Annotated in this window: 20 protein-coding genes and 1 pseudogene; 14 read left to right on the top strand and 7 right to left on the bottom strand. The window is 46.3% G+C overall.

Going from position 1 to position 25917, the window contains the following annotated elements:
* A pseudogene (locus tag L976_RS14090) lies at positions 1-615 on the bottom strand (hypothetical protein); the annotation flags it as partial.
* Between the two features lie 23 nt (positions 616-638).
* Positions 639-1688: a glycosyltransferase family 9 protein gene (locus L976_RS14085; RefSeq protein ID WP_047537657.1), complete on the bottom strand. Its 1050-nt coding sequence runs from the start codon at positions 1686-1688 to the stop codon at positions 639-641.
* An 88-nt stretch (positions 1689-1776) separates the two neighbouring features.
* Between L976_RS14085 and L976_RS14080 the strand changes: the two genes are divergently transcribed.
* Complete coding sequence (locus L976_RS14080; protein ID WP_047537654.1) at positions 1777-2529, top strand: 3-deoxy-D-manno-octulosonic acid kinase; 753 nt, start codon at positions 1777-1779, stop codon at positions 2527-2529.
* A gap of 13 nt (positions 2530-2542) precedes the next feature.
* Here L976_RS14080 and waaA read toward each other — a convergent pair whose 3' ends face one another.
* Positions 2543-3817: a lipid IV(A) 3-deoxy-D-manno-octulosonic acid transferase gene (gene waaA / locus L976_RS14075; RefSeq protein WP_047540522.1), complete on the bottom strand. Its 1275-nt coding sequence runs from the start codon at positions 3815-3817 to the stop codon at positions 2543-2545.
* 245 nt (positions 3818-4062) lie between these two features.
* Here waaA and L976_RS14070 point away from each other — a divergent pair, with 245 nt between their 5' ends.
* The 5 genes from L976_RS14070 to glpG all read left to right on the top strand — a co-directional run bounded on the left by L976_RS14070 (position 4063) and on the right by glpG (position 8443).
* Entirely contained in the window at positions 4063-4710 is a 648-nt protein-coding gene (locus L976_RS14070; protein ID WP_037424052.1) for a TetR/AcrR family transcriptional regulator, read from the top strand.
* Between the two features lie 259 nt (positions 4711-4969).
* Entirely contained in the window at positions 4970-6163 is a 1194-nt protein-coding gene (locus tag L976_RS14065; RefSeq protein WP_037424055.1) for a glycine C-acetyltransferase, read from the top strand.
* An 11-nt stretch (positions 6164-6174) separates the two neighbouring features.
* Positions 6175-7200 carry an L-threonine 3-dehydrogenase gene (gene tdh, locus L976_RS14060; protein ID WP_011627691.1) on the top strand — a complete coding sequence of 342 codons (1026 nt, stop codon included), beginning with the start codon at positions 6175-6177 and terminating at the stop codon, positions 7198-7200.
* Positions 7201-7298: 98 nt separating this feature from the next.
* Complete coding sequence (gene glpE, locus L976_RS14055) at positions 7299-7604, top strand: thiosulfate sulfurtransferase GlpE (RefSeq protein ID WP_037429864.1); 306 nt, start codon at positions 7299-7301, stop codon at positions 7602-7604.
* A complete protein-coding gene (gene glpG, locus L976_RS14050; protein ID WP_047537651.1) occupies positions 7601-8443 on the top strand; it encodes a rhomboid family intramembrane serine protease GlpG in 843 nt (280 codons plus the stop codon). Before glpE ends, glpG begins: the two co-directional genes overlap by 4 nt.
* Positions 8444-8520: 77 nt before the next feature.
* On the opposite strand, the gene elbB is transcribed toward glpG, so the two are convergent.
* Complete coding sequence (gene elbB / locus L976_RS14045; protein WP_037429856.1) at positions 8521-9177, bottom strand: isoprenoid biosynthesis glyoxalase ElbB; 657 nt, start codon at positions 9175-9177, stop codon at positions 8521-8523.
* A gap of 385 nt (positions 9178-9562) precedes the next feature.
* Between elbB and polA the strand changes: the two genes are divergently transcribed.
* The gene (polA, locus tag L976_RS14040; protein ID WP_047537648.1) at positions 9563-12331 is read left to right on the top strand and encodes a DNA polymerase I; all 2769 of its coding nucleotides are present in this window, start codon (positions 9563-9565) and stop codon (positions 12329-12331) included.
* Between the two features lie 1051 nt (positions 12332-13382).
* On the opposite strand, the gene yihA is transcribed toward polA, so the two are convergent.
* Positions 13383-14042 carry a ribosome biogenesis GTP-binding protein YihA/YsxC gene (gene yihA / locus L976_RS14035; protein WP_037424068.1) on the bottom strand — a complete coding sequence of 220 codons (660 nt, stop codon included), beginning with the start codon at positions 14040-14042 and terminating at the stop codon, positions 13383-13385.
* A gap of 169 nt (positions 14043-14211) precedes the next feature.
* Here yihA and L976_RS14030 point away from each other — a divergent pair, with 169 nt between their 5' ends.
* The 5 genes from L976_RS14030 to hemN all read left to right on the top strand — a co-directional run bounded on the left by L976_RS14030 (position 14212) and on the right by hemN (position 19104).
* Entirely contained in the window at positions 14212-14835 is a 624-nt protein-coding gene (locus L976_RS14030; protein WP_037424071.1) for a c-type cytochrome, read from the top strand.
* Positions 14836-15661: 826 nt separating this feature from the next.
* Positions 15662-16300 (top strand): class I SAM-dependent methyltransferase, encoded by a 639-nt coding sequence (locus L976_RS14020; RefSeq protein WP_037429866.1) that lies wholly within the window; start codon positions 15662-15664, stop codon positions 16298-16300.
* Between the two features lie 82 nt (positions 16301-16382).
* Complete coding sequence (gene yihI, locus L976_RS14015) at positions 16383-16934, top strand: Der GTPase-activating protein YihI (RefSeq protein ID WP_037424074.1); 552 nt, start codon at positions 16383-16385, stop codon at positions 16932-16934.
* A gap of 68 nt (positions 16935-17002) precedes the next feature.
* The gene (locus tag L976_RS14010; RefSeq protein WP_047537645.1) at positions 17003-17470 is read left to right on the top strand and encodes a DUF2489 domain-containing protein; all 468 of its coding nucleotides are present in this window, start codon (positions 17003-17005) and stop codon (positions 17468-17470) included.
* A 257-nt stretch (positions 17471-17727) separates the two neighbouring features.
* Complete coding sequence (hemN, locus tag L976_RS14005; protein WP_081990920.1) at positions 17728-19104, top strand: oxygen-independent coproporphyrinogen III oxidase; 1377 nt, start codon at positions 17728-17730, stop codon at positions 19102-19104.
* Between the two features lie 71 nt (positions 19105-19175).
* Here the strand turns inward: hemN and add are convergent, their stop codons facing one another.
* Complete coding sequence (gene add, locus L976_RS14000; RefSeq protein ID WP_047537642.1) at positions 19176-20171, bottom strand: adenosine deaminase; 996 nt, start codon at positions 20169-20171, stop codon at positions 19176-19178.
* Between the two features lie 211 nt (positions 20172-20382).
* Here add and L976_RS13995 point away from each other — a divergent pair, with 211 nt between their 5' ends.
* Complete coding sequence (locus tag L976_RS13995; RefSeq protein WP_047537639.1) at positions 20383-22185, top strand: DUF885 domain-containing protein; 1803 nt, start codon at positions 20383-20385, stop codon at positions 22183-22185.
* Between the two features lie 102 nt (positions 22186-22287).
* Positions 22288-23301, top strand: a complete 1014-nt coding sequence (locus L976_RS13990; RefSeq protein ID WP_047537636.1) for an alpha/beta fold hydrolase — start codon at positions 22288-22290, stop codon at positions 23299-23301.
* Here the strand turns inward: L976_RS13990 and L976_RS13985 are convergent.
* Positions 23258-25708: an EAL domain-containing protein gene (locus L976_RS13985; RefSeq protein WP_047537634.1), complete on the bottom strand. Its 2451-nt coding sequence runs from the start codon at positions 25706-25708 to the stop codon at positions 23258-23260. The two genes, L976_RS13990 and L976_RS13985, sit on opposite strands and share 44 nt — an antisense overlap.
* Positions 25709-25917: the final 209 nt, after the last annotated feature.

Raw genomic sequence — 25917 nt, 5'->3', positions numbered from 1 at the left:
TAATTCACCATTCACTTTGTGACCACCAGAGCCAGCATTAAATAATACAAACTCATTTTTTGTCAGTTGATATTGTGCCAGTAATCCCGCTTTGCAAGCTTCATCAGGCTGAGTGAATACAGGACCAATATTCAACGGAATGGGTTTATTAATCAGCTTAAGCTTTAAGCGCTCTAATCCACTTATCGGTCCAATAACAAACTCAGGTTGCACCACCCAGTGGCAGTCTGTAACCAATGCGCGGCCGATTTTCATGCCGCGGCTACGTTTGCGCTTATGCTGACTAATGAACACCACTTTTGCGCCCAGTTTATGTGCATGAGCTAATTGCGATTTACGACCCGATGCATCAAAGATCACTATATCTGGTAAGTATTCAGTGATGATTTGATTCACGGCTTTGACTTGTTTCGTCGGCGTATCATCGAGTAACACTGCGTTATAAGGACACTGGGCAGCATAAGGTGCATGTTTACTCAAAATAAACTTGATATCAGCATGCGGCCAATTGCGCTTAACCTCATCGGCAATAATCATCGAACGCATATACTCACCGATACCCTCGGCCGATGAGACGGGTATAAATAATAACTTAGGGGCCTTTTGCGCTACCATAATTAACCTATTTCCAAATACCGTTATGCTGAGGTTTGGGTGTCACTTACAACCAACTCAAATTTATCTATCACAGCTTCAACACTAATGAGCGCCATTAGGTGTTCTCCCTTGGCGCGAGTGCCCCATTTCACCTCACCGCCTTGTTGTGAGGCGATGGCCTCTGGATAGGCGCTCACCACATATTGCTGCGATAGGTACGGTCCGGTGCGGCCAGGATTGGAATGGGCATATAAACCGATGACAGGCGTCCCTTGTGTGACGGCCATATGGGCAGGGCCCGTATCGGGCGCTAACACTAAACTGGCGCGTTTCAGCAGGGCAAGCAATTGAGTCAAACTGGTTTTGCCGACTAAATTATCAATTTTAGCCGGGCATGCCTGCAGAATCTGTTCAGCTAAGGCTTTTTCGAGCGCGGTGGGGCCGCCACATAGTATTACCCGATAGCCTTTGTTGATCGCATGCTGCGCTACCGCGGCATAACGCTCGGGCAACCAATTACGCTCAGCTTTGCTGGCCGCAGCGCAAATAATCAATACCTTTTCACCCTCGGCAATCTGGCTTTGGGCAAACTCAGTGTCCGCCTTGGGCACTGGAATATTCCAGTGGGGTGTAAGATCACTTACGCCAATCGCCTTGGCAAAACCCATAAATCCTTCGAGCACATGGGGCTGAGCTAAAGGTTCAACCCGATAATTGGTGACTAGCCATTGGCCTTCTTTGGCGCGGGCACGATCAAAACCAACCCGCACTTTGGCCGAAATGGCGAGGGACGCTAAGGTTGCACGCAGCGCCACTTGCATATGCAGCAGTACATCAAAGCGACGGCCTTTCAATGCCTTATACAGATAAAAATAGCTACGCCAGCCTTGGGATTTATCGAAAATAACAAACTCAATACCGGGCAAGTGCTTTAGTAACTGATATTCAAGTTTGCCTATCACCCAAGTGATTTTGAGCTGGGGATATTGGCGCTGAATGGCCTGCACCATCGCCACGGCATGACAGACGTCACCGATAGCCGATAGCCTAAGCAGGCAGAGAGAATTCATGGTGTTAATATCTAAACTCAAGCGAATAGCCCTTAAGGTTATTTGGCGCAAGCTTGGGATCTTAATGTAGAATGGCCGCAGGTGCCACGCTTAAGTCAACAAATCTCCCATGAACGCACAAATCAAAATCATAAATACTGCCAATGGCTATATGGCACTTTGCCAAGATACGCCAGAGGACATCACGCCGGCTTGGTTCTCGGTCGATTTTTGGCGCGAAAAAGCCGCAGTTGTGGGTTCATCCAAGGGCCGCTATACCACTTGGTTTGTAGCATTTGAGCACCGTCATTGGGTACTGCGGCATTACTGGCGCGGCGGCATGATGGAGAAATTCAGTAAAGATGCTTACTTCTTTACGGGCCTTGAAAACACTCGAGCCATGGGCGAATTAAGGTTGCTCGATGTGCTTTACCGCGAACAATTTGCCGTGCCTAAACCTATCGCCGCCAATATCGTCCGTGATGGCTTATTTTACCGTGCCGATATTATTATTGAACGAGTCGATGGTGCCGAAGACTTGGTCGCTAAGTTAACGAAAGGCGCCATGGCTCCAGAGCAGTGGCAAGCACTTGGCGCCACCATTGCCCAATTTCATCGCCGCGGCGTTTACCATGCCGACTTAAACGCAAAAAACATTTTGTGGCAACCACAGCAAACGAATGGCGTACAAGAACGTTTCTATCTGATTGATTTTGATAGGGGTGAACTTAAAACGCCCAATGCCCAATGGCAGAAGGCAAACCTTGAAAGGCTGCTACGCTCCTTCAATAAAGAACAAGGTAAGCAGCCAACACTTGCCTTTACACCCGCTAATTGGGCTGCATTGCTCGAGGGTTATCATTCAATTATCCCAAAAGCCTAATACCTCAGTGGCACTAGGCTGTTTGGTGCATGAGTAACGATTCGGCGAGAGCAAACTGACGCTGCAAAGCACCACGATTGGCTTCTACCACGGCAAGGCCTGCTTCAGCGGCTTGTTGGCGTAAAATCGGCTGCTCAAAATACTGGATCAAATTATCACCTAACTCTTGCCCTGAACTCACAATCCGCAAGCCTCCCGCATCTGCCAACATTTGGGTAATTTGGGCAAAATCCCAATGGTTTGGCCCTACCATTACTGGCACGCCCATGGCCGCGGGTTCGAGGGGATTATGGCCCCCATTTTCAATCAAAGTACCTCCCACAAAGGCTTGATCGGCCGCGCCATAAAAGGTTAATAGTTCACCCATGGTATCGCCCACCAGCACCTGCGTCGTGGCAGTTATAGCTCGAGCATCACTGCGGCGCACATATTCAAAACCTTGGCTAGCGACAACATCCGCCACCGCCGCAAACTGCTCTGGGTGACGCGGCGCAATGATCAGCAGCGCCTCCGGCCACTTAGCGAGCAACCGTTTATGGGCACTTAACATGGCATCAAACTCACCGGGGTGGACACTACCTGCTACCCATACGGGTGCCGTCTCACGCCCCCAAGTTTGTCGTAGCGCTCGTGCTAAGGTTAAGCGCTCGGGCGTAATACTCAAATCAAACTTCAAACTGCCACAAACAGTCACTCTGTCAGCAGGCACTCCAAGGTCGATAAACCGCTGCGCTTCGGCTTGGGTCTGCACCGCAACCACATCTAAGCGTTGCAACATGGGACGACTTAATTGCGAGCGCTTGGCATACTGCGCCGCCGATTTAGCCGACAGCCTAGCATTGGCGAGCATCAAGCGCACGCCGCGCTTAGCCGCCAGTGCCAACAGATTCGGCCATAACTCAGTTTCCATTATGATGCACCATTTAGGGGATAACTGGCGCAGAAAACGGCTCACACACCAAGGCAAATCGAAGGGCAAATAGCAGTGCTGCACTTGATCACCAAAGGCTTTGCGTACCTCGGCAGAGCCGGTGGGACTGGTGGTAGTAACCGTAATGCTTAGCTCAGGGTGCATTTGCATAATCAAACGGATCAAGGGAATAGCCGCGAGCGTTTCTCCCATCGACACCGAATGGATCAGTAAATCCGTCGGTTTAAGTTGGGCTAATCCGAAGCGTTCGTCCCAACGGCCACGATAGTCTGGACTTTTAATGGCTCTAAAAGCCAAATAGACAATGAGTAGAGGGGATAAAAGATAAAGCAACACACTGTAAAAAAATCGATTCATAAAATCGTGCTGATGAGATTTTGCCTGTTGGATAACGGCAATGTTAGCATAATATACCCAAGCGACCTCAAGATACGAGTTCAAGCCTCTCGAAGTTGTTTGCGTATACCAATCCTATTGAATTTTTGTGCGTTGGGGCTTAATCAATAGGGTTTTAAATTAGGGATAATTTACCAGCAGTGTAGCGGTCGTTGGTTAGCCTTCTTTAGTCAATTTGCAGCGTTCACTAGCCACTTGGAAAACATATGAAAACCCGCGACAAAATTATTTACGCCAGCCTTGAGCTGTTCAATGAGCATGGCGAACGAAATATCACCACCAATCATATTGCCGCTCACCTAAATATGAGTCCCGGGAATCTTTATTACCACTTCCGTAATAAGGAAGATATTATTCAGTCGATCTTCAGTCTCTACGAGGCGCACCTTGAATCAGGGTTTCAGCCCTATGAGGGCGAGCAAGTCAACGTAGAACAGCTGATCGGCTATTTTGATGCGATGTTTTACACCCTGTGGCAATTCCGTTTTATGTACGCCAATTTGGCCGATATCCTCGCCCGCGATGAAGAATTAAAAAGCCGATATTTGCACGCCCAGCAGCAAGTATTAACCCGTTCAAGTCACGTGCTAGGTAAACTCAAGCAGGATGGTTTTTTAAATATTGATAACGATAAAATCACCCCACTTGCCGACACCATCAAGATGATTGTGAGTTTTTGGATTGGTTATCAGCTTACCCAGTCGAGCACGTCCACCATCACTAAAGGCATTTTGTACGAAGGAGTATTGCGGGTTTTGATGATTTTTAAGGCCTACGCCACGCCAACCTCCCAAGCGACCTTCTGCCGTTTAGAGCAGCACTACCACGAGTTAGCGACCCAAGATTCGCTTTAATCGTCCGACGCCGTCGCATTTAGCGCTAAACTCAACAGGTTGAACGTGCTAAATGCGGGCTCAATTCATGCCGTTGGCGGTGATGCGACATACATGCCGACCATGTTGCACATTAGTTTTTATAATGTAACAACCCCTTTAGCCCTAAACTAATTTATCTAGCTAACCTGCATGAAAAAAAGGCTGTAGGCCGATAGGGTTTAGCGTTAGAATGCCGCAACTCCCAGAATCAGAATAAAGTTAACTAAGGAGATATCAGGTGGCCTCTACCTCATTCTACGCACAGATTAATCAACAGCTTGCGGATATCAAAGCCGAAGGTTTATATAAAAGCGAGCGTGTTATTGCCTCACCGCAACAGACAGCCATTCAAGTAAATAACCAAGAAGTTGTTAACTTTTGTGCCAACAACTATCTAGGCCTAGCTAATCATCCTGAACTGATCAAAGCCGCACAGCAAGGCTTAGACAGCCACGGCTTTGGTATGGCGTCGGTCCGTTTTATTTGCGGTACCCAAGACATCCACAAGCAACTCGAAGCCAGCCTGAGTGAGTTCCTCGGCATGGAAGACACGATTCTGTACTCTTCTTGCTTCGACGCCAACGCAGGCCTGTTCGAAACCCTGTTAGATGCCGAAGATGCGATTATTTCCGACGCCTTAAACCATGCCTCTATCATCGATGGCGTGCGTTTATGTAAGGCCAAACGTTTCCGCTACGCCAACAACGATATGGCGGATTTAGAGACGCAACTGATCGCCGCAAAAGCAGCTGGCGCGCGCAATATTTTGATCGCCACCGACGGCGTATTCTCAATGGACGGCGTCATCGCCAACCTGCAAGGCGTGTGTGATCTAGCCGATAAATACGGTGCATTAGTGATGGTTGACGACTCACACGCCGTGGGCTTTGTTGGCCAAAACGGCCGTGGTTCACACGAACACTGCGGTGTGATGGGTCGCGTCGATATTATCACTGGCACCTTAGGCAAAGCCTTAGGCGGTGCATCGGGCGGTTTCACTTCAGGTAAAAAAGAAGTCATCGACTGGTTACGTCAACGCTCTCGCCCTTACCTATTCTCTAACTCATTGGCGCCTTCGATTGTAACTGCCTCTATCCATGTATTAGAGATGCTCAAATCGGGCCAAGCACTGCGTGAAGCGGTATGGGAAAACAGCCGTTACTTCCGCGAGAAAATGTCAGCGGCAGGCTTTACCTTAGGCGGTGCAGACCACGCAATTATCCCAGTGATGATTGGCGATGCCAAATTGGCGAGCGATTTCGCTAACCGCTTATTAGCAGAACATATTTACGTTATCGGCTTCTCCTTCCCTGTGGTACCAAAGGGACAAGCCCGTATCCGTACTCAAATGTCGGCGGCCCACACCCGTGAGCAACTCGACAAAGCGATTGAAGCCTTTACCCGTATCGCTAAAGAAATGGCGATTATTTAGGACCCTACAAAATGAAAGCACTAAGCAAGTTAAAAGCCGAAAAAGGCATTTGGTTAGTCGATGCGCCTAAGCCTGAAATGGGCCATAACGATCTGCTGATCAAGATTAAAAAGACCGCCATTTGTGGCACCGACATGCACATCTACAACTGGGACGAATGGTCACAAAAAACCATTCCTGTACCTATGGTGGTAGGTCACGAATATGTGGGTGAAGTGGTTGATATCGGACAAGAAGTTCGTGGCTTTAAAATTGGTGACCGAGTTTCTGGCGAAGGCCATATCACCTGCGGCCACTGCCGTAACTGCCGCGCAGGTCGTACCCATTTATGCCGTAACACCTCAGGTGTGGGTGTAAACCGCGAAGGTTCATTTGCCGAATATTTGGTGATCCCAGCCTTTAACGCCTTCAAAATCCCCGATGATATCAGCGACGATTTAGCCTCTATCTTTGATCCATTCGGTAACGCAGTACACACAGCGCTGTCATTCGACTTAGTGGGCGAAGACGTGTTAATCACTGGCGCTGGTCCTATCGGAATTATGGCTGCGGCCGTATGTCGCCACGTTGGCGCTCGTCATGTGGTCATTACCGACGTTAACGAATACCGCTTAGAGTTGGCCCGTAAAATGGGTGCTACCCGTGCCGTTAACGTGGCTCAGGAAAACCTGAAAGACGTGATGAAAGAACTCGGAATGACCGAAGGGTTTGACGTGGGTCTAGAAATGTCTGGCGTACCTTCTGCCTTCCACGCCATGTTAGATACCATGAACCACGGCGGCAAAATCGCGATGCTCGGTATTCCGGGTGGTGAAATGGCGATTGATTGGAGCAAAGTGATCTTCAAGGGTCTGGTCATCAAAGGCATTTACGGCCGTGAAATGTTCGAAACCTGGTACAAGATGGCAAGCTTGATCCAATCTGGCTTAGATATTTCGCCTATCATCACGCATCACTACAAGATTGATGATTTCCAAAAAGGCTTCGACGCAATGGGCTCAGGCCAATCCGGTAAAGTCATCCTCAGCTGGGATTAATTCTCTTAGCTATGCCAATCACGGGGCTGTACACATGCAGCCCCATGTTGCACACTTATCCCATCGCTTATCCCTTTTCAGTTATTTCAGGTTTTATTATGTCTTCCTTTAAACACCTTAGCGTGAATCAATTAGTGCAAATGACCGAGTCAAAGCCAGTGCAAATCGTCGATATTCGCGATGGTCATAGCTTTAACAACGGCCACATTGATGGCGCATTTAATTTGAATAACGAGAATCTGGCACACTTTATTAGCCAAGCGGATATGGACAGTCCTTTAGTGGTGGTTTGCTACCATGGCATCAGCAGCCAAAATGCCGCGCAATATCTGTGTGAGCAAGGGTTTGATGACGTTTATAGCCTAGATGGTGGCTTTAGCGCTTGGCATGAGGCCAATGCATGATAGAGATTGGCAGACTCCCCAACAGCAGAGCCGCGCAAGCCTTTGTCGATTACCTCAAAGGTGAACAGATAGACTGCCAAATTCAGCCATTGCCGCAAGGAGTCGCTATTCTGGTTATCCGCGATCAGGATGCCGAGCAAGCCCGTAAAGAATTTACCCACTTTATAGCTCATCCTTACGATAACAAATACTTACAAGCCTCGTGGGAGCATGGTGATACCAATACTAAGCTCGACTATGGCGCTCCTTCTTTACAGCTATTTACCCAATTTATCACAGGCGCAGGCCCAGTTACTCTTATCATCTTCGGCCTCTGTGTACTGATTTATGCTGCGATGAATTTAGGCTTCGCCAGCCCCGTTTACCAAGCACTCTCCTATTTTGGCGCAGTGTCTGACACCAGTTTTAGTGAATTCTGGCGCGTGTTTACCCCAAGCCTGATGCACTTTTCCGCCATGCATATCATCTTCAATTTGCTCTGGTGGTGGTATTTGGGTGGAAAAATCGAGACTCGCATAGGCACAGCACCGCTGTTAATCCTGCTACTGGTCGCGGGTACTTTGCCCAATATCGTCCAATACTATGTTAGTGGTCCCAACTTTGGCGGGCTGTCAGGCGTAGTGTATGCGGTCGCCGGTTACACTTGGGTCATGGGGCGACGTAAACCAGAGGCGGGTATAGGTTTACCGCCCTCCTACATGGGGTTTATGTTGATTTGGCTGGTGTTAGGCTTTACGGATTTCTTAGGTGTTTCAGTTGCGAATGGCGCCCATATTGGTGGGCTATTGATAGGTCTCGCCCAAGGCTGGCTTGATAGTCGCAGTAAAGCTACTCGCTAACTCACCGCGATTTCTTCCATATTCAGATACAAATGCAGGGTAAGCCTTAGAGTTTACCCTGCTGTGTTTAGGCGTAATTACTTGGCCAGTTCTAGCACTTTGGCGACCAGCTTCTCGATGCCAGAGTGTGCCTCAGCAATATTCCCCGCCAACATATAAGCGGGCGTACTAACAATCTTATTATCCTCATCCACCACGATATCATGCACAGTCGCCGCCTGATGATTGCCGCCCATCAGATTAAAGGCTGCCACCGTATCCACATCATTACCGATAGTGCCCTTAGCACCGTGCCCATATAAACGCGGGATCATCATAGGTGCGATGCAAATAAAGCCGACGGGCTTTTTCGCAAGAATAAATTCATTAATAAAATCAGTAACGAGTGGATTCACTTCACACTCACTGCCATTAGTGGCGAAGTTACACAGATTTTTCGCCGCCCCAAAACCACCAGGGATAACTAGCGCATCAAAGTCGCTGATATCGAGTTCGGTCGTTGCCTTTACTTCGCCGCGGGCGATACGCGCCGATTCAACCAGCACATTTCGTGTCGCCGACTTGTCTACTTCGCCAGTGAAGTGATTAACAACATGCATCTGATTGATATCAGGAGCAAAACACTGATATTGAGCCCCGGCTTTCGATAGAGATAATAACGTTAAAACCGATTCATGGATCTCTGTTCCATCGAAAACACCGCACCCACTGAGTAATACTGCGATTTTTTTCATTATAAATATCCTTCTTATGTCATTTGGTTTTAACAAACTGTAAACAAAATGGTTGATCTGCTTAAAAATCGTGCTAACTTAGTTCGTCGAATCTAAGGGTCGGTGAAAATTAAGCCAGCCTCTAGGTATTTTACGGAGTCAATAAAAAATCCACAAATCAGGAAGATTTTTCAAGAAACAGTATTGAACTCACACAAATATTATAAAAACATAAAAATCAACAACTTAAAAATATCGCACCAAGCCGTAATTATCGCCATTATTCACAGTTGACTTTTTCACTCACAGAGTTATCCACAGGCTGAGGGTCAATTTGCCATGGCTGAAATACCACTTCTGTGGCATGCTTAGCGCCATCTAAGTCATCGATAAACGAAAATTACTTATGCCGACCATAGCCAATAACCCACTTGTCCTTGTGGATGGATCTTCTTATTTATATCGCGCCTATTATGCGCCTCCTCACCTGACAAACTCAAAGGGCGAAGCTACTGGTGCAGTTTATGGCGTAGTGAATATGCTTCGCAGCTTATTAAGCCGTTATCAACCTAGTCATATCGCTGTGGTGTTCGACGCTAAAGGCAAAACTTTCCGCAATGACTTATATGAAGAATACAAGGCGCATCGACCACCGATGCCGGATGACCTGCGCTCACAAATTGAACCCCTGCACCGTATTATCCGTGCCTTAGGCTTGCCCTTAATTTCTATCCCAGGTGTTGAGGCAGATGATGTTATCGGCACTATCGCTCGCCAAGCGAGCCGCGAAAACCGCGCCGTACTCATCAGTACAGGCGATAAAGATATGGCGCAGCTGGTTGATGACAATATCACGCTGATCAACACCATGACAGATACCATTATGGGCCCTGAAGAAGTTGCGGCTAAATATGGTGTAGGTCCAGACAGAATTATCGATTTCTTAGCGCTGATGGGCGATAAGGCGGATAACATTCCCGGTTTACCTGGTGTTGGCGAAAAAACCGCATTAGCTATGCTCACGGGGGCGGGTAGTGTAGCCAATTTGCTTGCAGAGCCCGAAAAAGTCACCGAATTAGGCTTTAGGGGCGCAAAAACCATGGCGGCGAAGATCATCGACAATGCCGACATGCTAAAGCTGTCCTATGAGCTTGCCACCATTAAAACCGATGTTGAACTCGAACAAGATTGGCATGAGCTCACCGCCAAACCTGCTGACAGGGACGAACTGATCAAATGCTACGGCGAGATGGAGTTTAAACGCTGGCTTGCCGAAGTCTTAGATAATAAGGCGCCAGCGACGGTCGCAGCAAAAGCCGAAACAACAGAGACCCAAGAAGAGTCAGCGCCCAGCGTCACGATTGAAACCCAATACGATACGATTCTGACCGAAGCTCAGCTTGATGAGTGGATTGCCAAACTCAAACAAGCGCCATTAATGGCCGTGGATACCGAGACCACCAGCCTCGACTATATGGTTGCGGAACTTGTTGGCATGTCTTTCGCGGTGGAAGCAGGAAAAGCCGCTTATCTGCCTTTAGCCCACGACTATGTTGGCGCACCTCAACAATTAGATAAGCAGACTGCACTCGAAAAACTGCGCCCCTTACTCGAAGATGCCAAGATCAAAAAAGTCGGTCAAAACCTGAAATATGACATCAGCGTATTAGCCAATGCAGGCATAAAACTCCAAGGCGTGGTATTCGACACTATGCTCGAATCCTATGTGTTTAACTCGATCGCCTCACGCCATGATATGGATGGGTTGGCGCTTAAATACCTAGGCCATAAAAATATCGCCTTTGAAGATATCGCCGGTAAAGGTGCTAAACAGCTAACCTTTAACCAAATTCCGTTGGAAACAGCTGCTCCCTATGCGGCGGAAGATGCCGATATTACGCTACGCCTACATCAACACCTGTGGCCAAGACTCGAAAAAGAAGCTGAATTAGCCTCAGTTTTTACCGATATTGAACTGCCGCTGATCCAAATTCTGTCCGATATTGAACGCCAAGGTGTGTTTATCGATAGTATGTTGCTTGGTCAACAGAGTGATGAACTTGCCCGTAAAATCGATGAGTTAGAAACTAAAGCTTATGATATTGCTGGTGAAAAATTCAATTTAAGTTCACCAAAGCAACTGCAAGTGCTGTTTTTTGAAAAGCTGGGTTATCCGGTTATCAAAAAGACGCCTAAGGGTGCACCATCCACCGCCGAAGAAGTGCTGGTCGAATTGGCATTAGATTTTCCTCTGCCTAAGGTGATCCTTGAGCATCGCAGCCTGACCAAGTTAAAGAGTACTTATACCGATAAGTTACCTTTAATGGTGAACGCTAAAACGGGCCGAGTACACACAAGCTACCATCAGGCCAACGCCGCAACGGGGCGTTTATCCTCGAGCGAACCAAACCTACAGAATATTCCTATCCGCACCGAGGAAGGTCGTCGTATTCGCCAAGCCTTTATTGCTCCGCAGGGACGTAAGATTTTAGCCGCCGACTATTCGCAGATTGAATTGCGGATCATGGCGCATTTATCCCAAGACGCAGGCTTGCTCAAAGCCTTCGCCGAAGGCAAAGACATTCACAGAGCCACCGCCGCCGAAGTATTTGGCACCGACTTTGACAGCGTAACCTCGGAGCAGCGTCGCCGCGCCAAAGCCGTTAACTTTGGCCTGATCTATGGTATGTCCGCCTTTGGATTGGCGCGTCAGCTCGACATCCCCCGCAACGAGGCACAAACCTATATAGATACTTACTTCGCCCGCTATCCTGGCGTATTAAGGTATATGGAAGAAACACGAGCCAGTGCAGCAGAGCTAGGCTATGTCTCTACGCTATTTGGTCGCCGTTTGTATTTACCCGAAATTCGCGACCGTAATGCAATGCGCCGCCAAGCAGCAGAAAGAGCCGCGATTAACGCCCCAATGCAAGGCACCGCCGCGGATATCATTAAAAAAGCCATGATCAGCATTGCCGATTGGATAAAAACTGATACCCAAGGTGAAATCGCCATGATCATGCAAGTGCACGACGAATTAGTGTTCGAAGTCGATGCCGATAAAGCTGAAAAACTCAAGCTCAAGGTGTGTGAACTCATGGCGAAAGCGGCCAATCTGGATGTAGAACTCCTAGCCGAAGCCGGCATTGGTGATAACTGGGATCAAGCCCACTAGCATTCAAAATTAAGCCTTTAGCTTCTAACATTGAGTTTTACCCAAACAAGGCTCATCCATTATCGGATGGGCCTTTATATTTGGTGCAACTTTTATATACCGCTAAAATCGACGCCACAGAGGACAACATGGCGAGAAGTTACTTACGTAGGCGAAAACCTTAAGGGCTAAGTCGCCTTAAGAGCGGGAAACAGCATTTGACTATACAATGCTCTCAGTCACTACATGTAATCTCCCCTCAATTCTCGCTGCTTTAACGCCGGCATAAGCACAACCTGCTATCCGCGAGACACTCCACACAAGCCTAAACAATCGTTCGCTGATGGATACAACCAACAACAATCCCCAAAATAGAGTAAAAACATTAAACCTGAAGAATTGATCAATTCTGTACTAAAAATACAGTCTATTTAGCTAAAACAGTGGTTTAGATACTCTTTGTGAAAAGTTTAGATCAAACATCGCTGATTTTTTCACCTAAAACTTGAGATCTACCGCACACAATTATCACTTTTTCAAAAAAACTGTTTTCCATTTAAAGATAAATAGCGTATTATTCTCTGCGTAGGGTACAGAGGTTAAGATGTTCTATCTTTCAGACCTTTATTTCACTTATAGTGACGAGCCAAATTCTGGCGCCCCAGCAACTTGTTTGCTGGGGCTTTTTTTTTGCTTTTTTCAGCCAATGACCCATCACCCCAAATAGTGTTTAGTGTTCTCAAACGCATTTTGAATGCCAGTCATAAATTAAGCCATTAACTAAAGGCGAGTAAATTTTAGAGTATTTACTTTAATAAAAGATAAATTCGATGTATGCTGTCGTCATTGAGAACCATTGAAGGTAATTTGATGGTGCTTGAGTCTTGTTGAATTTAGCTTCTCCCCAAAAGAGCTAAAACTTTGGCCGGTGACTATTGTTATCGGCTATTTTTTTGCCTGAAACTTGAGGGTTGAGAATTGAAAACCAATTGTTTTATAAGGGGATATAGCGGGATATCGCAGAAGAAGATGGCCGAATGCACTTGTGGCATCCGACCATAAAGCAAAAGACTTACTCGGCGCCGTCTTGGTTTTCTAACTCATCGGCCAACCATTGCGGATGACACCATTCATTTAAGATACTGAGCACTTTAGGTTTGCCCGTGCCCTTGAGCGCAGAAAAAGGCTCAACCTGTACCCAATCACCAAATTCAACCAGCGCTTTACGCACTTCGTTTACGGTTTTCATCTTAGCACTTTGCGCCAATTTATCGGACTTAGTCAGTAATGCGAGTACCGGAATTTCACTCGCAACCGCCCATTCAATCATCTGCATATCTAGATCTTTTAGGGGATGACGGATATCCATTAAAACCACAACCCCACTTAAACAAGCACGCTTCTGTAAATACTCGCCTAGAGATTGTTGCCATTTAATCTTCATGGCTAATGGCACTTGGGCAAAACCATAACCCGGTAAATCGACTAATCTACGCTGTGCATCAAGCTCAAATACGTTAATCAGTTGAGTGCGTCCAGGCGTTTTACTGGTGCGAGCCAAGTTTTTTTGCTCAGTTAATGCATTGAGCGCACTCGATTTTCCAGCATTTGAGCGACCAGCGAAAGCAATCTCAACACCGACATCGCCAGGCAGATATTGATCCAAATGTGCAATGTCTGGTGCACTGATTAAAAACTTCGCCCTGCGAAAATCTATATGAGATTCAGTCACTATTTACTCCAATATATTTACTGCGCAATACCATAATTTATGAAGAATTGCTTACTTTTCCACGTTTTCGTGTAAAATATTACCCCGATCACATTAAACATATTTTACCACGCTTGCGGGTCACCCTAGTAAGCTCAGGATAATAATCTTAACCAGAAGTTGGAACGCCATGAAAAAGTTAGCTCTTGCGCTGTCTGTTGTAGTTGCCGCCATATCTTCACCTGCGATTGCTGAAGGTAATGCTGAAGCGGGAAAAACTAAAATTATCGTCTGTTCTGCCTGTCACGGTATGGACGGTAACAGCATGATCGATATGTACCCTAAGCTTGCGGGCCAACACGCCACATACCTCCAAAAGCAACTACATGATTTCCGTAGTGCGGCACAATCTGGCGGTAAAGATGGTCGTATGGATCCTATCATGAGTGGTATGGCAATGCCTCTTAGTGATCAAGATATTCTCGACATTACTGCATATTTCTCTACTCAAGCAATCCAAGTTGCTGAGGTGAAAGATGTTCCTGAGCTAGGTGCAAAACTTTACAAAGGTGGCGATGTGTCACGCGGCATCACTGCTTGTATGGCATGCCACGGCCCAGATGGTAAAGGTGCTGAATCAGCTGGTTTCCCAGCATTAGCCGGTCAACACGCTAACTATATCAAGATCCAACTGACTAAGTTCCGTGATGCAGGTCGTCACAACGACCTAAACGGTATGATGCAAGATGTCGCTAAGAAGTTAAATGACAGTGATATCGATGCACTATCTAAATATCTTGCTAGCCTGAAATAAGGTTTAGCGATGTAAAGAAGGGTGTGTTGTCACCCTTTTTTTACACCGCCTAGTTTACGTTAACGTAAACTGATAAAGATTCATGCTTGACATGGATCACAGATTTGGGTTTAATAAGCCCCGTACCGAGATAAACCCATCTGTTTGTACAAATAAATTAATAATAACTTACAGATTTCGGTATAATTAACATTCAAGATATAAGAATAAAGACTCTCAATAACAACAATATAACTAAGACCACTCTCTAATAATAACAAGAGCAGTGATTTCGCTTTGAAATCCAGGTCAGTACATTTTTGTAAGGGACGGCCGATAACGCCAATTTGCGAAAGCAAAACGCCTTACATTCAGGGTAACTTGCCCCATCAGGACACAGTTTTACATGATGTAAACTGTAGCAAAGGAAGCTAATCGCTTTGGATGCACTGGCTGGAAGCTTGTTATCACTGGAAGGTACTTCAAGTAACAAGGATGGTTGATTTAACGTCATTGATGACGCTGCTATAAAAGATGTGTCTTGAGACCATCTACGGAAACTGTGGTCAGGATGGCGACAGGAAAGAATTAAGAGTCTGGAAGACCGCTAACAAAAACACGCAGGGAAAGCAGTAAAAAAAAGAAGGATACCGACCGGGAAAGTCGCATAGCAAGTACGGATACTTGGAATCAGAATAGGGTGCTAAAATGCACTGTTTGTAAGGCGGCAGTTTAACTGCCGCCTTTTTTCTTTGTGATTTTCAGTCAAAACGCACTTTGTCTAGAAAGTGCACTCTGCAAATATAATTGTTACAATCAAAGCCTTAATCTTTTATCAGTTGACTCAATGCGCAGATGTCCCCTTTGTCATAGCACACAAACACTGTTGCTCCTACAGGACAAAAAACGGTGTTTTTATATTTGCCAGACATGCGGACTCACTTTTGCTGATGCAAATAGCCATCTTCCTCCTGCGGCAGAAAAACAGCGCTATGGCCGTTCGCGGATTGCCGCCAAACAGCGCCAACTCTCGCAATTTATTTTGCCGCTACTGACACAAATACAACTGCAGCAAAAAGGTAGCCTTACGGGCTTAAATTTTGGACGCGTGTTAGATCAAACCAGTCTGGCGACCATTGAATCGGCGGGGCACACCTTCAAGCAATATGACCCTTTCTTTGCTCCTGACCATGAACCTCTAAAGCAAGAGTATGATTTTATTTGCTGCTACCGAGTATTTGAGCATTTTCAGTATCCCTTCAAAGAATGGAGATTACTGACCCGCTTGCTTAAACCAGGAGGCTGGTTAGCAATTAGTACTCCTTTATTAATTGATTTAGAAGGTTTTGCTAAGTGGCATTATAAAAACAATCTCACTCACGTGAGTTTTTACCAAAGACTAACTTTTGAATACCTAGCGAGTAATAGTGATTTTGAACTATTATTTGCCGCGAAAGACCTCGTTTTGATGCAAAAAACATCATAATCTGGTATAACAGCCGACCGAATTTAGCACTTAGTCGATCCAGTATCGGCTAGGCCATACGATGTAAATAATTGAGAAAATCATGTCTCGTAGCAAGAAAACACGCAAGGGCGGCGAGAATAGCCCCAAACAACAGCCAAGAGTGAAAAAGCAGGACCGTGCTGAAGTAACAGGCAAGCGCGCAGAAAAGGGTAACAAGTCTGGCAGTCGTCATAATGAAGCGCTGATCCAGGCTCAAGCACCACAGAAAAAGGCTGCACAGAGCAAAGATCCTCGCCATGGCAGTAAAAAACCTGTGGCTTTGACGTTGCCAACCGCGACAGAAAAGCCAGCCACGCCAAAGGTTAAGCAGCCAAAGTTAACTGACGAGCAAAAATTACTGAAGCTGGAAGAAGATCCAAGACTAAATCAGTTGCTCGATATGCTAGAAGAAGGTCGCAACTTAAATGATGCCGATCAAAAATGGTTAGATCAGCAGCTGAATAAGATTGAAGCCCTGATGATTAAACTGGGTATTAGTGATGAGCTAGAAGATGAAGTGCCAGCGAAATCTAAAGCTGATTCAGATGACGACCTGTTCGATCGCTTTGAATCCGGTGCCGAACTGCTAAAAGATTATCAAGATAAGTTTTAAATCTTAGAATATGCATAAAAACAAAACGATTATGTCTTGTTTTTATGCTTTCTGAACAAGGAGTTCTCGTGTCTACCACTCTTATCGTTCTTGGTTTTATCATTATTGTTGCCCTCAGTAGCTACGCCACGTTTTTACTCCTCAAACTCAAGCAACAAAAACACCGTCAACAAGCGCTTTTTGCCGAGCGCGAAGTGGCTGCTAATGCCAAACGAGCACAAGTACTCGAAGATATCCGCTATATTGCGACAGCCATGATTGAAGACCGCTGTGAAATCTCCGAAGGCGTGGTCAGGATTGGGCGTTTGTTTGAGATTTTATCCCTCAGCGAGCGAGTCGCACCAGAGTTTCCTGCACTCTTCCAACATTTTGAGTTAATTAAAAATCATCCGATTATGGAAGCCCGCCAAGCTCTGCCAAAGCAAGATCGAATGAAACTCGATTTTACACGAATGAAATCTGAAGCTGAGCTTGCCGAAGGTATTAGCGAAGATGCTAAAAAGTTGTCGACTTATCAGCTAAAAGCACCGCACTAAAAACGCTTACTCCGCCTCGAAGCCAAATTTGGATCGGTTTCGAGGCGATCAATTTAAATCCGTTCATCACATAGAGTGCGACTTCCCGTGAGCCTGTGCACAAAACCTCCAAAAAACGACAGACACACGCTCTTTTTTCATAGATATTGCGTAACTTCTAAAATGGCAGACATCATTTTTACAACCTAGATCAAGGTTATTTACCTAAGAACCTTGCATACTTCGTTTGTTGCTAATTTACCCTCGGAGGACACGCCTTGAAGCAGCCCACTCAGATAAGCTGGGATCAGTCGATGATCGAAAAATATAACTACAGCGGTCCCCGTTATACTTCTTATCCAACGGCGCTAGAGTTCGATGATTCATTCACTGAACAAAACCTGTTAACGGCGATTGAAAACAGTAAGAGTGACAAACTGTCGCTGTATATTCACATCCCCTTCTGCGCCAAACTTTGCTACTACTGTGGCTGTAATAAAGTCATCACTCGCCACGCCCACAAGGCCGATCAATACATTGAGTATTTAAGCCTCGAAATTATTAAGCGTGCTCCACTATTTAAGCACTACACAGTCACCCAAATGCACTGGGGCGGCGGCACGCCAACCTTCTTAAATCCTGAGCAAATTCTGAAGTTAACCGACTTAATCAAGGCTAACTTTAACTTTGCCGCTGAAGGTGAGTTCTCGATCGAAGTTGACCCGCGTGAGATTGAGCTTTCAATGCTCGATACCTTAAAAGAAGCGGGTTTTAACCGCATTTCTATCGGGGTGCAGGACTTCAATAAAGAAGTACAAGTCGCAGTTAACCGCGAGCAGGACGAGCAATTTATTTTCGATTTAATGGCCAAAGCCAAGGCCATGGGATTCGTCTCAACCAATATCGACTTAATTTACGGTCTGCCACACCAGACACCCGAAACATTCGCCGCCACCATGCAGCGCGTGTTAGACCTGTCGCCCGACCGTCTATCTGTATTCAACTATGCCCACTTACCCGCGCGTTTTGCCGCGCAGCGTAAGATCAAAGATGAACATTTACCTTCGCCGAAACAGAAACTCGAGATGTTGCATCAAACAATCGAGACCTTAACCGGCGCGGGTTATCAGTACATCGGCATGGACCACTTCGCTAAGCCTGACGATGAGCTGGCTAAGTTACAACGCGAAGGCAAACTGCACCGCAACTTCCAGGGTTATACCACCCAAGAAGAATGCGACCTGCTTGGTCTGGGCGTATCTTCAATCAGCCAAATCGGCGATTGTTATGCGCAAAACCAGAAGGACATTCGTCCTTACTACGAAGCCATAGACAAAGATGGCCATGCGCTGTGGAAAGGTTGTAGCCTCAACCGTGACGACGAAATCCGCCGCGTTGTGATCAAACAATTGATCTGCCACTTCGATTTAGATATGGCGAAAATGGACGAAAAACTGGGTATTAAGTTTGAGGAATACTTCGCCGAAGACTTAAAACTACTGCAAACCTTTATCGACGATAAATTAGTTGAAATCGCCGACAGAAAGATCACCATCAGCCCCACAGGCCGCCTGTTGATCCGCAATATCTGTATGTGCTTCGACCTTTACTACCGTCAAAAAGCGCGTCAACAACAGTTCTCCCGTGTGATCTAACACTGACACATTTCCAATAAAAAAATCCGACTCGAATGTCGGATTTTTTATTGGGAAATAGAGCAGTTTACTTAAGCTTTAGCCGCATACAGCGCCTTGCGCTCACTCTCGGATAAAAACGCCATTTCCACCCCGTTGCGTTGCACCTGAGCCAGCTCAATATCGCTAAGTCCCAGTTCAGACTTAGCAATGCGATACTCATGCTTGATATCAATCGCACTCACACCCGGATCATCGGTGTTCAGGCTTATCAACACACCAGCATCCATAAAGGTTCTGAAGGGATGTCCAGCATAGGAAGACACTGTCGAGGTGTGCAGGTTGCTGGTTGGGCAAGATTCGATACCGATACGGTGTTTAGCGAGGTATTCCATCAGCTTAGGATCGTGAATCGCATTCACCCCATGGCCAATACGTGTCGCACCCAACTCCTGAATCGCCTGCCACATACTTTGTGAACCCGCCGCTTCGCCCGCATGGGCGGTAATGGCTAAGCCCGCGTCTCGCACTCGCTTAAAGTGCTCGTTAAACAACTCGCCAGGAAAACCTAACTCATCGCCGGCTAAATCCATCGCGACTAAGTGTTGTTTATGGGCGAGTAAGCCTTCAAGCTCCTGAGTACAAGCGGCTTGGCCGAAAGAGCGCGACATAATTCCGATAAGATTGATTTTAACTTGGTAATCTTTCAGGCCTGCTTTCACCCCATCGATAACCGCTTCAACCACACCTTCAATCGGTAGCTTATGGTTCATCGCCATGTAATATGGGCTAAAACGCAGCTCCGCATAATCAAGGCCAGATAACGCAGCATCGGCCACGTTTTCATAGGCGACACGTTTTACCGCATCTAAATCAGCGAGAACTGCCACCATCCAGTCAAGCTTCTTCAAGAAGGCGACTAAGCTGGTTTCTTTCCCCTGAATTTGTACAAATGGCGCGAGAGTCTCTAAAGAATCGGCAGGCAAAGCAATGCCATGTTGGTGTCCGAGTTCCCAAATGGTGTTCACTCGCACGTTACCATCTAAGTGACGATGCAAATCCACCAATGGAATGGATGTATTGATCATAATTAACCCCTATGTGAACTACCCAGCCAATGCTTTTGTTATTTGGTCTAGGGCGGACACTAAGTTTAACACGCATTCTTTGGTGGCACTTAGCTAAGGGCAGGATTTAAATTCACATTCAGTCACAATTCTGCTTAATATGCGTACAAGAATCTGGGGTAAACCTCAGGCATAATGACTTCAATAACAACGAAAATATCCGAGATAAATCATGCATAAACTCTTTACCCCAAGCTTACTGATTTGCGCCCTAACTGCCTGTAGCACAGCTCAAACTCCTATCGAACATACACCGACAACCATCACTACAGCGCAGGCGCCAGCCAAAACTATGGCACCAGCACTGCAAGCGATTGTGGATCAAAGTTGGCAACTCCAACTCAGTGCCAGCCCAGAAATGGCCTATGGAATGGGGGACAAAAGTGCTGCGGGTAAACTACAAGATCTGTCACCAGAAGCCTTAGCCAAGCTCAATCAAGGACAAATTGCCATTCTGGCCCAATTGAAAGCACTGAATCGCAGCAAGCTGAGTAAAGAAGATAAAATCAACGCCCAAATCCTCGAGGATCAGATCCAAAATGAGGTTGATCTCTATAAATACAAGGATTACTACCTGCCAATCACCGCAGAGAGCGGCTTCCACGCCTATATATCTTCCATTGCACAAGGGCGATTCAACACCCTAGAGGATTACCAAAACTACCTAGGTAAGCTTAAGGCGCTACCGACCTATTTTGCCCAGCAAACCCATTGGTTAAAACAAGGCTTAAAGGAAGGTATTACACCGCCTAAGGCGACGCTCAAGGGATTTGAAAACAGCATTAGTGCTTACATCTTACCGGTAGAGAAAAGCAGTTATTTCAAGCCATTTACTCAATATCCAAGCCACTTTACCGAGGCGCAAAAAGCACAGCTCACCCAAGAAGGCAAAATCTTAGTCGAACAAAATGTAATCCCGACCTATCAGGCTTTTTATGATTTTATGACTCAGGAGTATATGCCCAACACTCGGGAAAATATTGCCGCCAACAGCTTACCCGATGGTGATGCCTTCTACGAGAACCGCGTTCGCTACTACACGACCTTAAATATGACCTCGGTCGAAGTGCACGAGCTCGGTTTAAAAGAAGTAAAGCGTATCCGCCAGGAAATGGAGCAAGTCATTAAGTCTGTTGGCTTTAAAGGCAGCTTTGCCGACTTTTTACATTTCTTAAGAACCGATCCCCAGTTTTATACCACCAGTGCGGATCAGCTCCTGAAAGAGGCGGCCTTTATTGCCAAAAAAGCCGATGCCATGTTGCCCAAATATTTTGGTAAATTGCCGCGAAAACCCTACGGTATCGCGCCAGTGCCGGCCGAAATTGCCCCTAAATACACATCCGGCCGTTATTCAGGCTCTAATCGTGATGACGAGCCGGGTTACTACTGGGTTAATACCTACGCCTTAGATAAGCGCCCGCTCTATGAACTCGAAGCGCTAACGCTACACGAAGCTGTGCCCGGACATCATCTGCAGATTTCACTTAACTCCGAACTGAGCTCGTTGCCTGATTTTCGTCGCTATAGCTACATTTCGGCCTTTGGTGAAGGTTGGGGATTGTATAGCGAGTACTTAGGCTTAGAAGCGGGATTCTATCAAGACCCTTACAGTAACTTTGGACGTCTCACTTACGAGATGTGGCGCGCCGCTCGCCTCGTTGTCGATACGGGGATGCACGCCCAAGGTTGGAGTCGAGAACAAGCCATCGAGTTTATGGCGAGCAACACGGCGTTATCGCTCCACAATGTGACCACTGAGATTGACCGCTACATTACCTGGCCAGGGCAAGCGCTCTCCTACAAGATTGGTGAGCTCACCATTAAACGCCTACGCGCGAAAGCCGAGCAAGCCTTAGGCGACAAATTTGATATTCGCGCCTTCCACGACGCGGTATTAGAAAATGGTTCTGTACCTATGTCGGTGCTGGAGCAACAGATAAACGACTTTATCGAAGCGCAAAAAGCCGCGATTTAAGCTCATCCCAAGGGAGCGGGTATTTTCCTGCTCCCTTTCCTGCCCGCCCCAGTTCTCTGATACACTCTAGCAAACCTTTTTGCCCGAGATGTGTGACAGAGTATGAGCCAAACGCCCCTAAACTTTCCAAGGGAAGAGTTTTCCAAGGTAGCTTTTTCAACGGAACACGATTTAAATACTTCTGAACAGCAAGCCTTTTGGCAAACCGTTGCCCAAGACACACTCAAAACCCCCGATGGATTAACCTTGGCCTATATGATGGTCAAGCATCCCAAGGCCCATGCCAGCATAGTTATCAGCAGTGGCCGAGTTGAGTCCTACTTAAAGTATCAAGAATTGGTATTTGACTTGTATCAGCAAGGCTATTCGGTGTTTGCCATTGATCACCGCGGCCAGGGATTATCGAGCCGCATGACGGCAAATCCCCATCAAGGCCATGTGCGGCGGTTCAACGACTATATCGACGACTTTGCCCTGTTTATGCAAAGCGTTGTACTAAAACATGCCACTTCGCCGCTGTTCTTACTCGGGCATTCCATGGGCGGCGCCATCGGCACCTTGTATCTCAAACAACATCCAGATGTGTTTACCGCGGCGGTATTCTCAGCCCCCATGTATGGTATTAAGTTACCTATGCCTAAAGGGTTTGTCCGTTGGTTAGCCAGTAAGCTCGATACTAGCCTCAACGGTGGAGAGCCTAACTATGTTCTCAGCGGGCAAAACTATAAGGCGGCTCCCTTTAAAGGCAATGATCTCACCCATTGCCAGAGCCGTTATCAAGCTTACCGAGAATTGTACGATGCAGCGCCAAAGCTGCAATTAGGCTCACCGACTAACCGCTGGTTGACTGAATCCTTAGATGCGGCCGATGCCTGTGTCTTGGCCACGGCACATATCCGCACACCCATTCTGATCCTACAAGCTGGCGAGGATAAAATTGTCGACAATGCCGCACAAAATCTTGCGGTGAGTTCTAATTGCCAACTAAAAGTGATTGCAGGTGCTGCCCATGAAATTTTTATGGAGAAAGATAGCTATCGCAATCAAGCACTAAATTACGTACTCGACTTTTTTAAACGCTACGCAACAAGGGACGTGGACAAGCAAGCTGTATAAAATCATTAAAACTCAAGGCTCGAGCGATATTGTAGCCTTGAAAGTGCGTACATCCTAAGGCTGTAAATAGCTGCTGTTGCTGTACAGATTCGACACCTTTCGCCACTATCGGCAGTTTAAAAGATTGTATCGATTGGATAAGCGCTTGGCTCCAACTGGCATCAACCAGCAAGCTTGCAGCACAATGCAAATCTAACTTAACCTCTGTAAGCGGGTAGTGGTGTAGGCAACTTAAGGCGCACTGGCCAGCACCAAAGTCATCTAATGTAATCGCAATACCAGCCTCTGTTAACTGTCGGATACGTGGCTCAACAAAAGCGTTAGCAGTAAGCAATATACCCTCAGCAAGTTCAACCCCCAGTTGCTTATCATCAAGCTCATAGGAACGAACTAAAGTAATAAATTGATCTACAAAATCAGCTTGGCAAAAAGATAAGGTACTTATATTCAACGTCATACGCGGCAGTATGATGCCTTGTTGCTTAAACTGTTTGACTAACTGACAAACTCGATCGGCAACATTTAAATCAAGCGCGGCGATTAATCCATTATGCTCAGCTAAGCGAATAAACTGCGCTACAGACACAATTTCACCATTGGTTAAATACCAGCGAGATAAAACCTCTGCAGAAACAATTTTGCCTTGCCTATCAACAACAGGCTGGAACATCAAAGAGAGTTGATTGTCAGTAATCGCATGTTGCAATGCACTGATTAATGACGATTCAGGATCAACAGCAGACGCTAAGTCTGGATGATAGAACGCGCATCCCTCATGCTCCAGCGACAGAGCACACTTCATTGCGAGTTGCGCACGCTGAACCACGAGTTCTGGAGTGAGAGTATCGACGGGATCTAATAAACAAATACCCACGTTGGCACTCAAACTAAAATGAGACTCTCCATAATGGAAAGGGCGAATCGTAATTTGTCTTAACTCGGTTGCCAAAGCTAATGCTCGACGCCCTGCAATCTCAGCATCAACGGCCAACTCCTTAATTAAAAGAGCAAAATGACCAAGTTCAATATGAGCAACGACAATGTTCTCTGTAAAATAACTCGAGAGCCTTGCACTTAACTGCGACAGTAAACGCTCAAGTTCGTGGGATGATAATACCTCGCTAACGCCTAAGGTATCGACATTAACGAATAACAATGCTCCCCATTGGCCAGAACTATTACGTTGAGTCAGGTAATGTGACAATTGCGCCATAAATACTTCAGGAAGCATCCGATGACCACCTGCCGATTGCTTCACTAACTCCGCAATCGCAGCATGGTTTCTCTCACTCTCTGATACATCGACATGAATGCCTATCATCCGAGTCGGTCTACCAAGATGGTCCCAGTCGACTAACATGCCACGGTCAAATACCCAGACATAATGCCCTTCGCGGTGCTGTAAGCGATGAACACTCTCAAACTCTTTTGTTTTTCCGCTCACATATTCCTGTAAGCAATGCAATACAGCCCGTCTATCCTCGGGATGCAAACGTGTTTCCCATGTCTGGAATACCCCTTCCAGTTCATCGGGTTGATAACCTATCATTTCTTTCCAGCGGTCGGAGAGAAACACTTCGCCAGTACGAAGATCCCAATCCCAAATACCATTGCGCGACCCTTCAACGGCAAATAACCAACGCTGTTCACTATCATTAAGCTGTTTAACCGCTCGCGCTAACCGATCATGAACCAATTGTAGGTTTGTTTGCAGGGATAAAATCTCGGACGCACTCCAAGGTACTTGAGTAGAAAATGCCGATGTGCCGACATGTTGTGCCGATTTGCATAACAGCTTCAGTGGACGTATTAGCAGATAATATAACACGCAGGTAAAGCCAATAAGCAGCAACGCCCCAAGCCCCCACACACGCATAAATCGCTGTTGTAACTCGCTTGATGCTCTCGTGACCAAAGGGGCTAGATCAGATTCAAGATAAAGCAGCTCTGTGGCCCCAGGATACTGGGCGTCAACTGGATAATAAGCTTGAATTGATAACCTTTCTGGATTGACCGAAATACTTGCCTGACCTGATTGCACTACGGCATGATGTCTAAGCACATCATATCCATCAATCACTTCTATCGCATTGCTATCGCGCCAAACAGTATGATTAGCAAAACGGATCCGACTGTTCGCATCCAGCAAGATATAAACCATCACATTCATATCTAAGGTTGCTAGAGACACTTCCTGCTCAATCCGCTCAATATCTTGCAATGCCTGTGCTGACTGAACGACAGCCTGCATACGCAAAAGCTGCTGTTTTATCTGACTCACTTGACGATCAGCTAACTCCTTACGCACCAGTTCACTCTCATAAAAATACTCAGCCGTCACTAACACTAAATAAAGTGTCAGCATACACACAGGAATTAATACGGCGAGTGAAAGTTTGCGAAGCATTGGTAGCTTATGATCTTAAATAAAGAAATAGACGCCCTGTATGCTAACGGTAAACCTACGACTAAGCAAAAAGACTTAACATAAATACAAGTATTTTGGAGAATACTGCCTAAAAATTAAGACAGTGATTGATTGTAATCATCTAATAACATTTAGATGTTTTGAATATGGGATTGCTATGTTACAACAAACAGGCAGTTTGAAATAAA

Source organism: Shewanella sp. ZOR0012 (genome assembly GCF_000798835.1).
In the GTDB taxonomy this organism is placed as follows: domain Bacteria; phylum Pseudomonadota; class Gammaproteobacteria; order Enterobacterales; family Shewanellaceae; genus Shewanella; species Shewanella xiamenensis.
The sequence above is the reverse complement of the archived record's forward strand: the minus strand, read 5'-3'. Positions and strand labels throughout refer to the sequence as shown.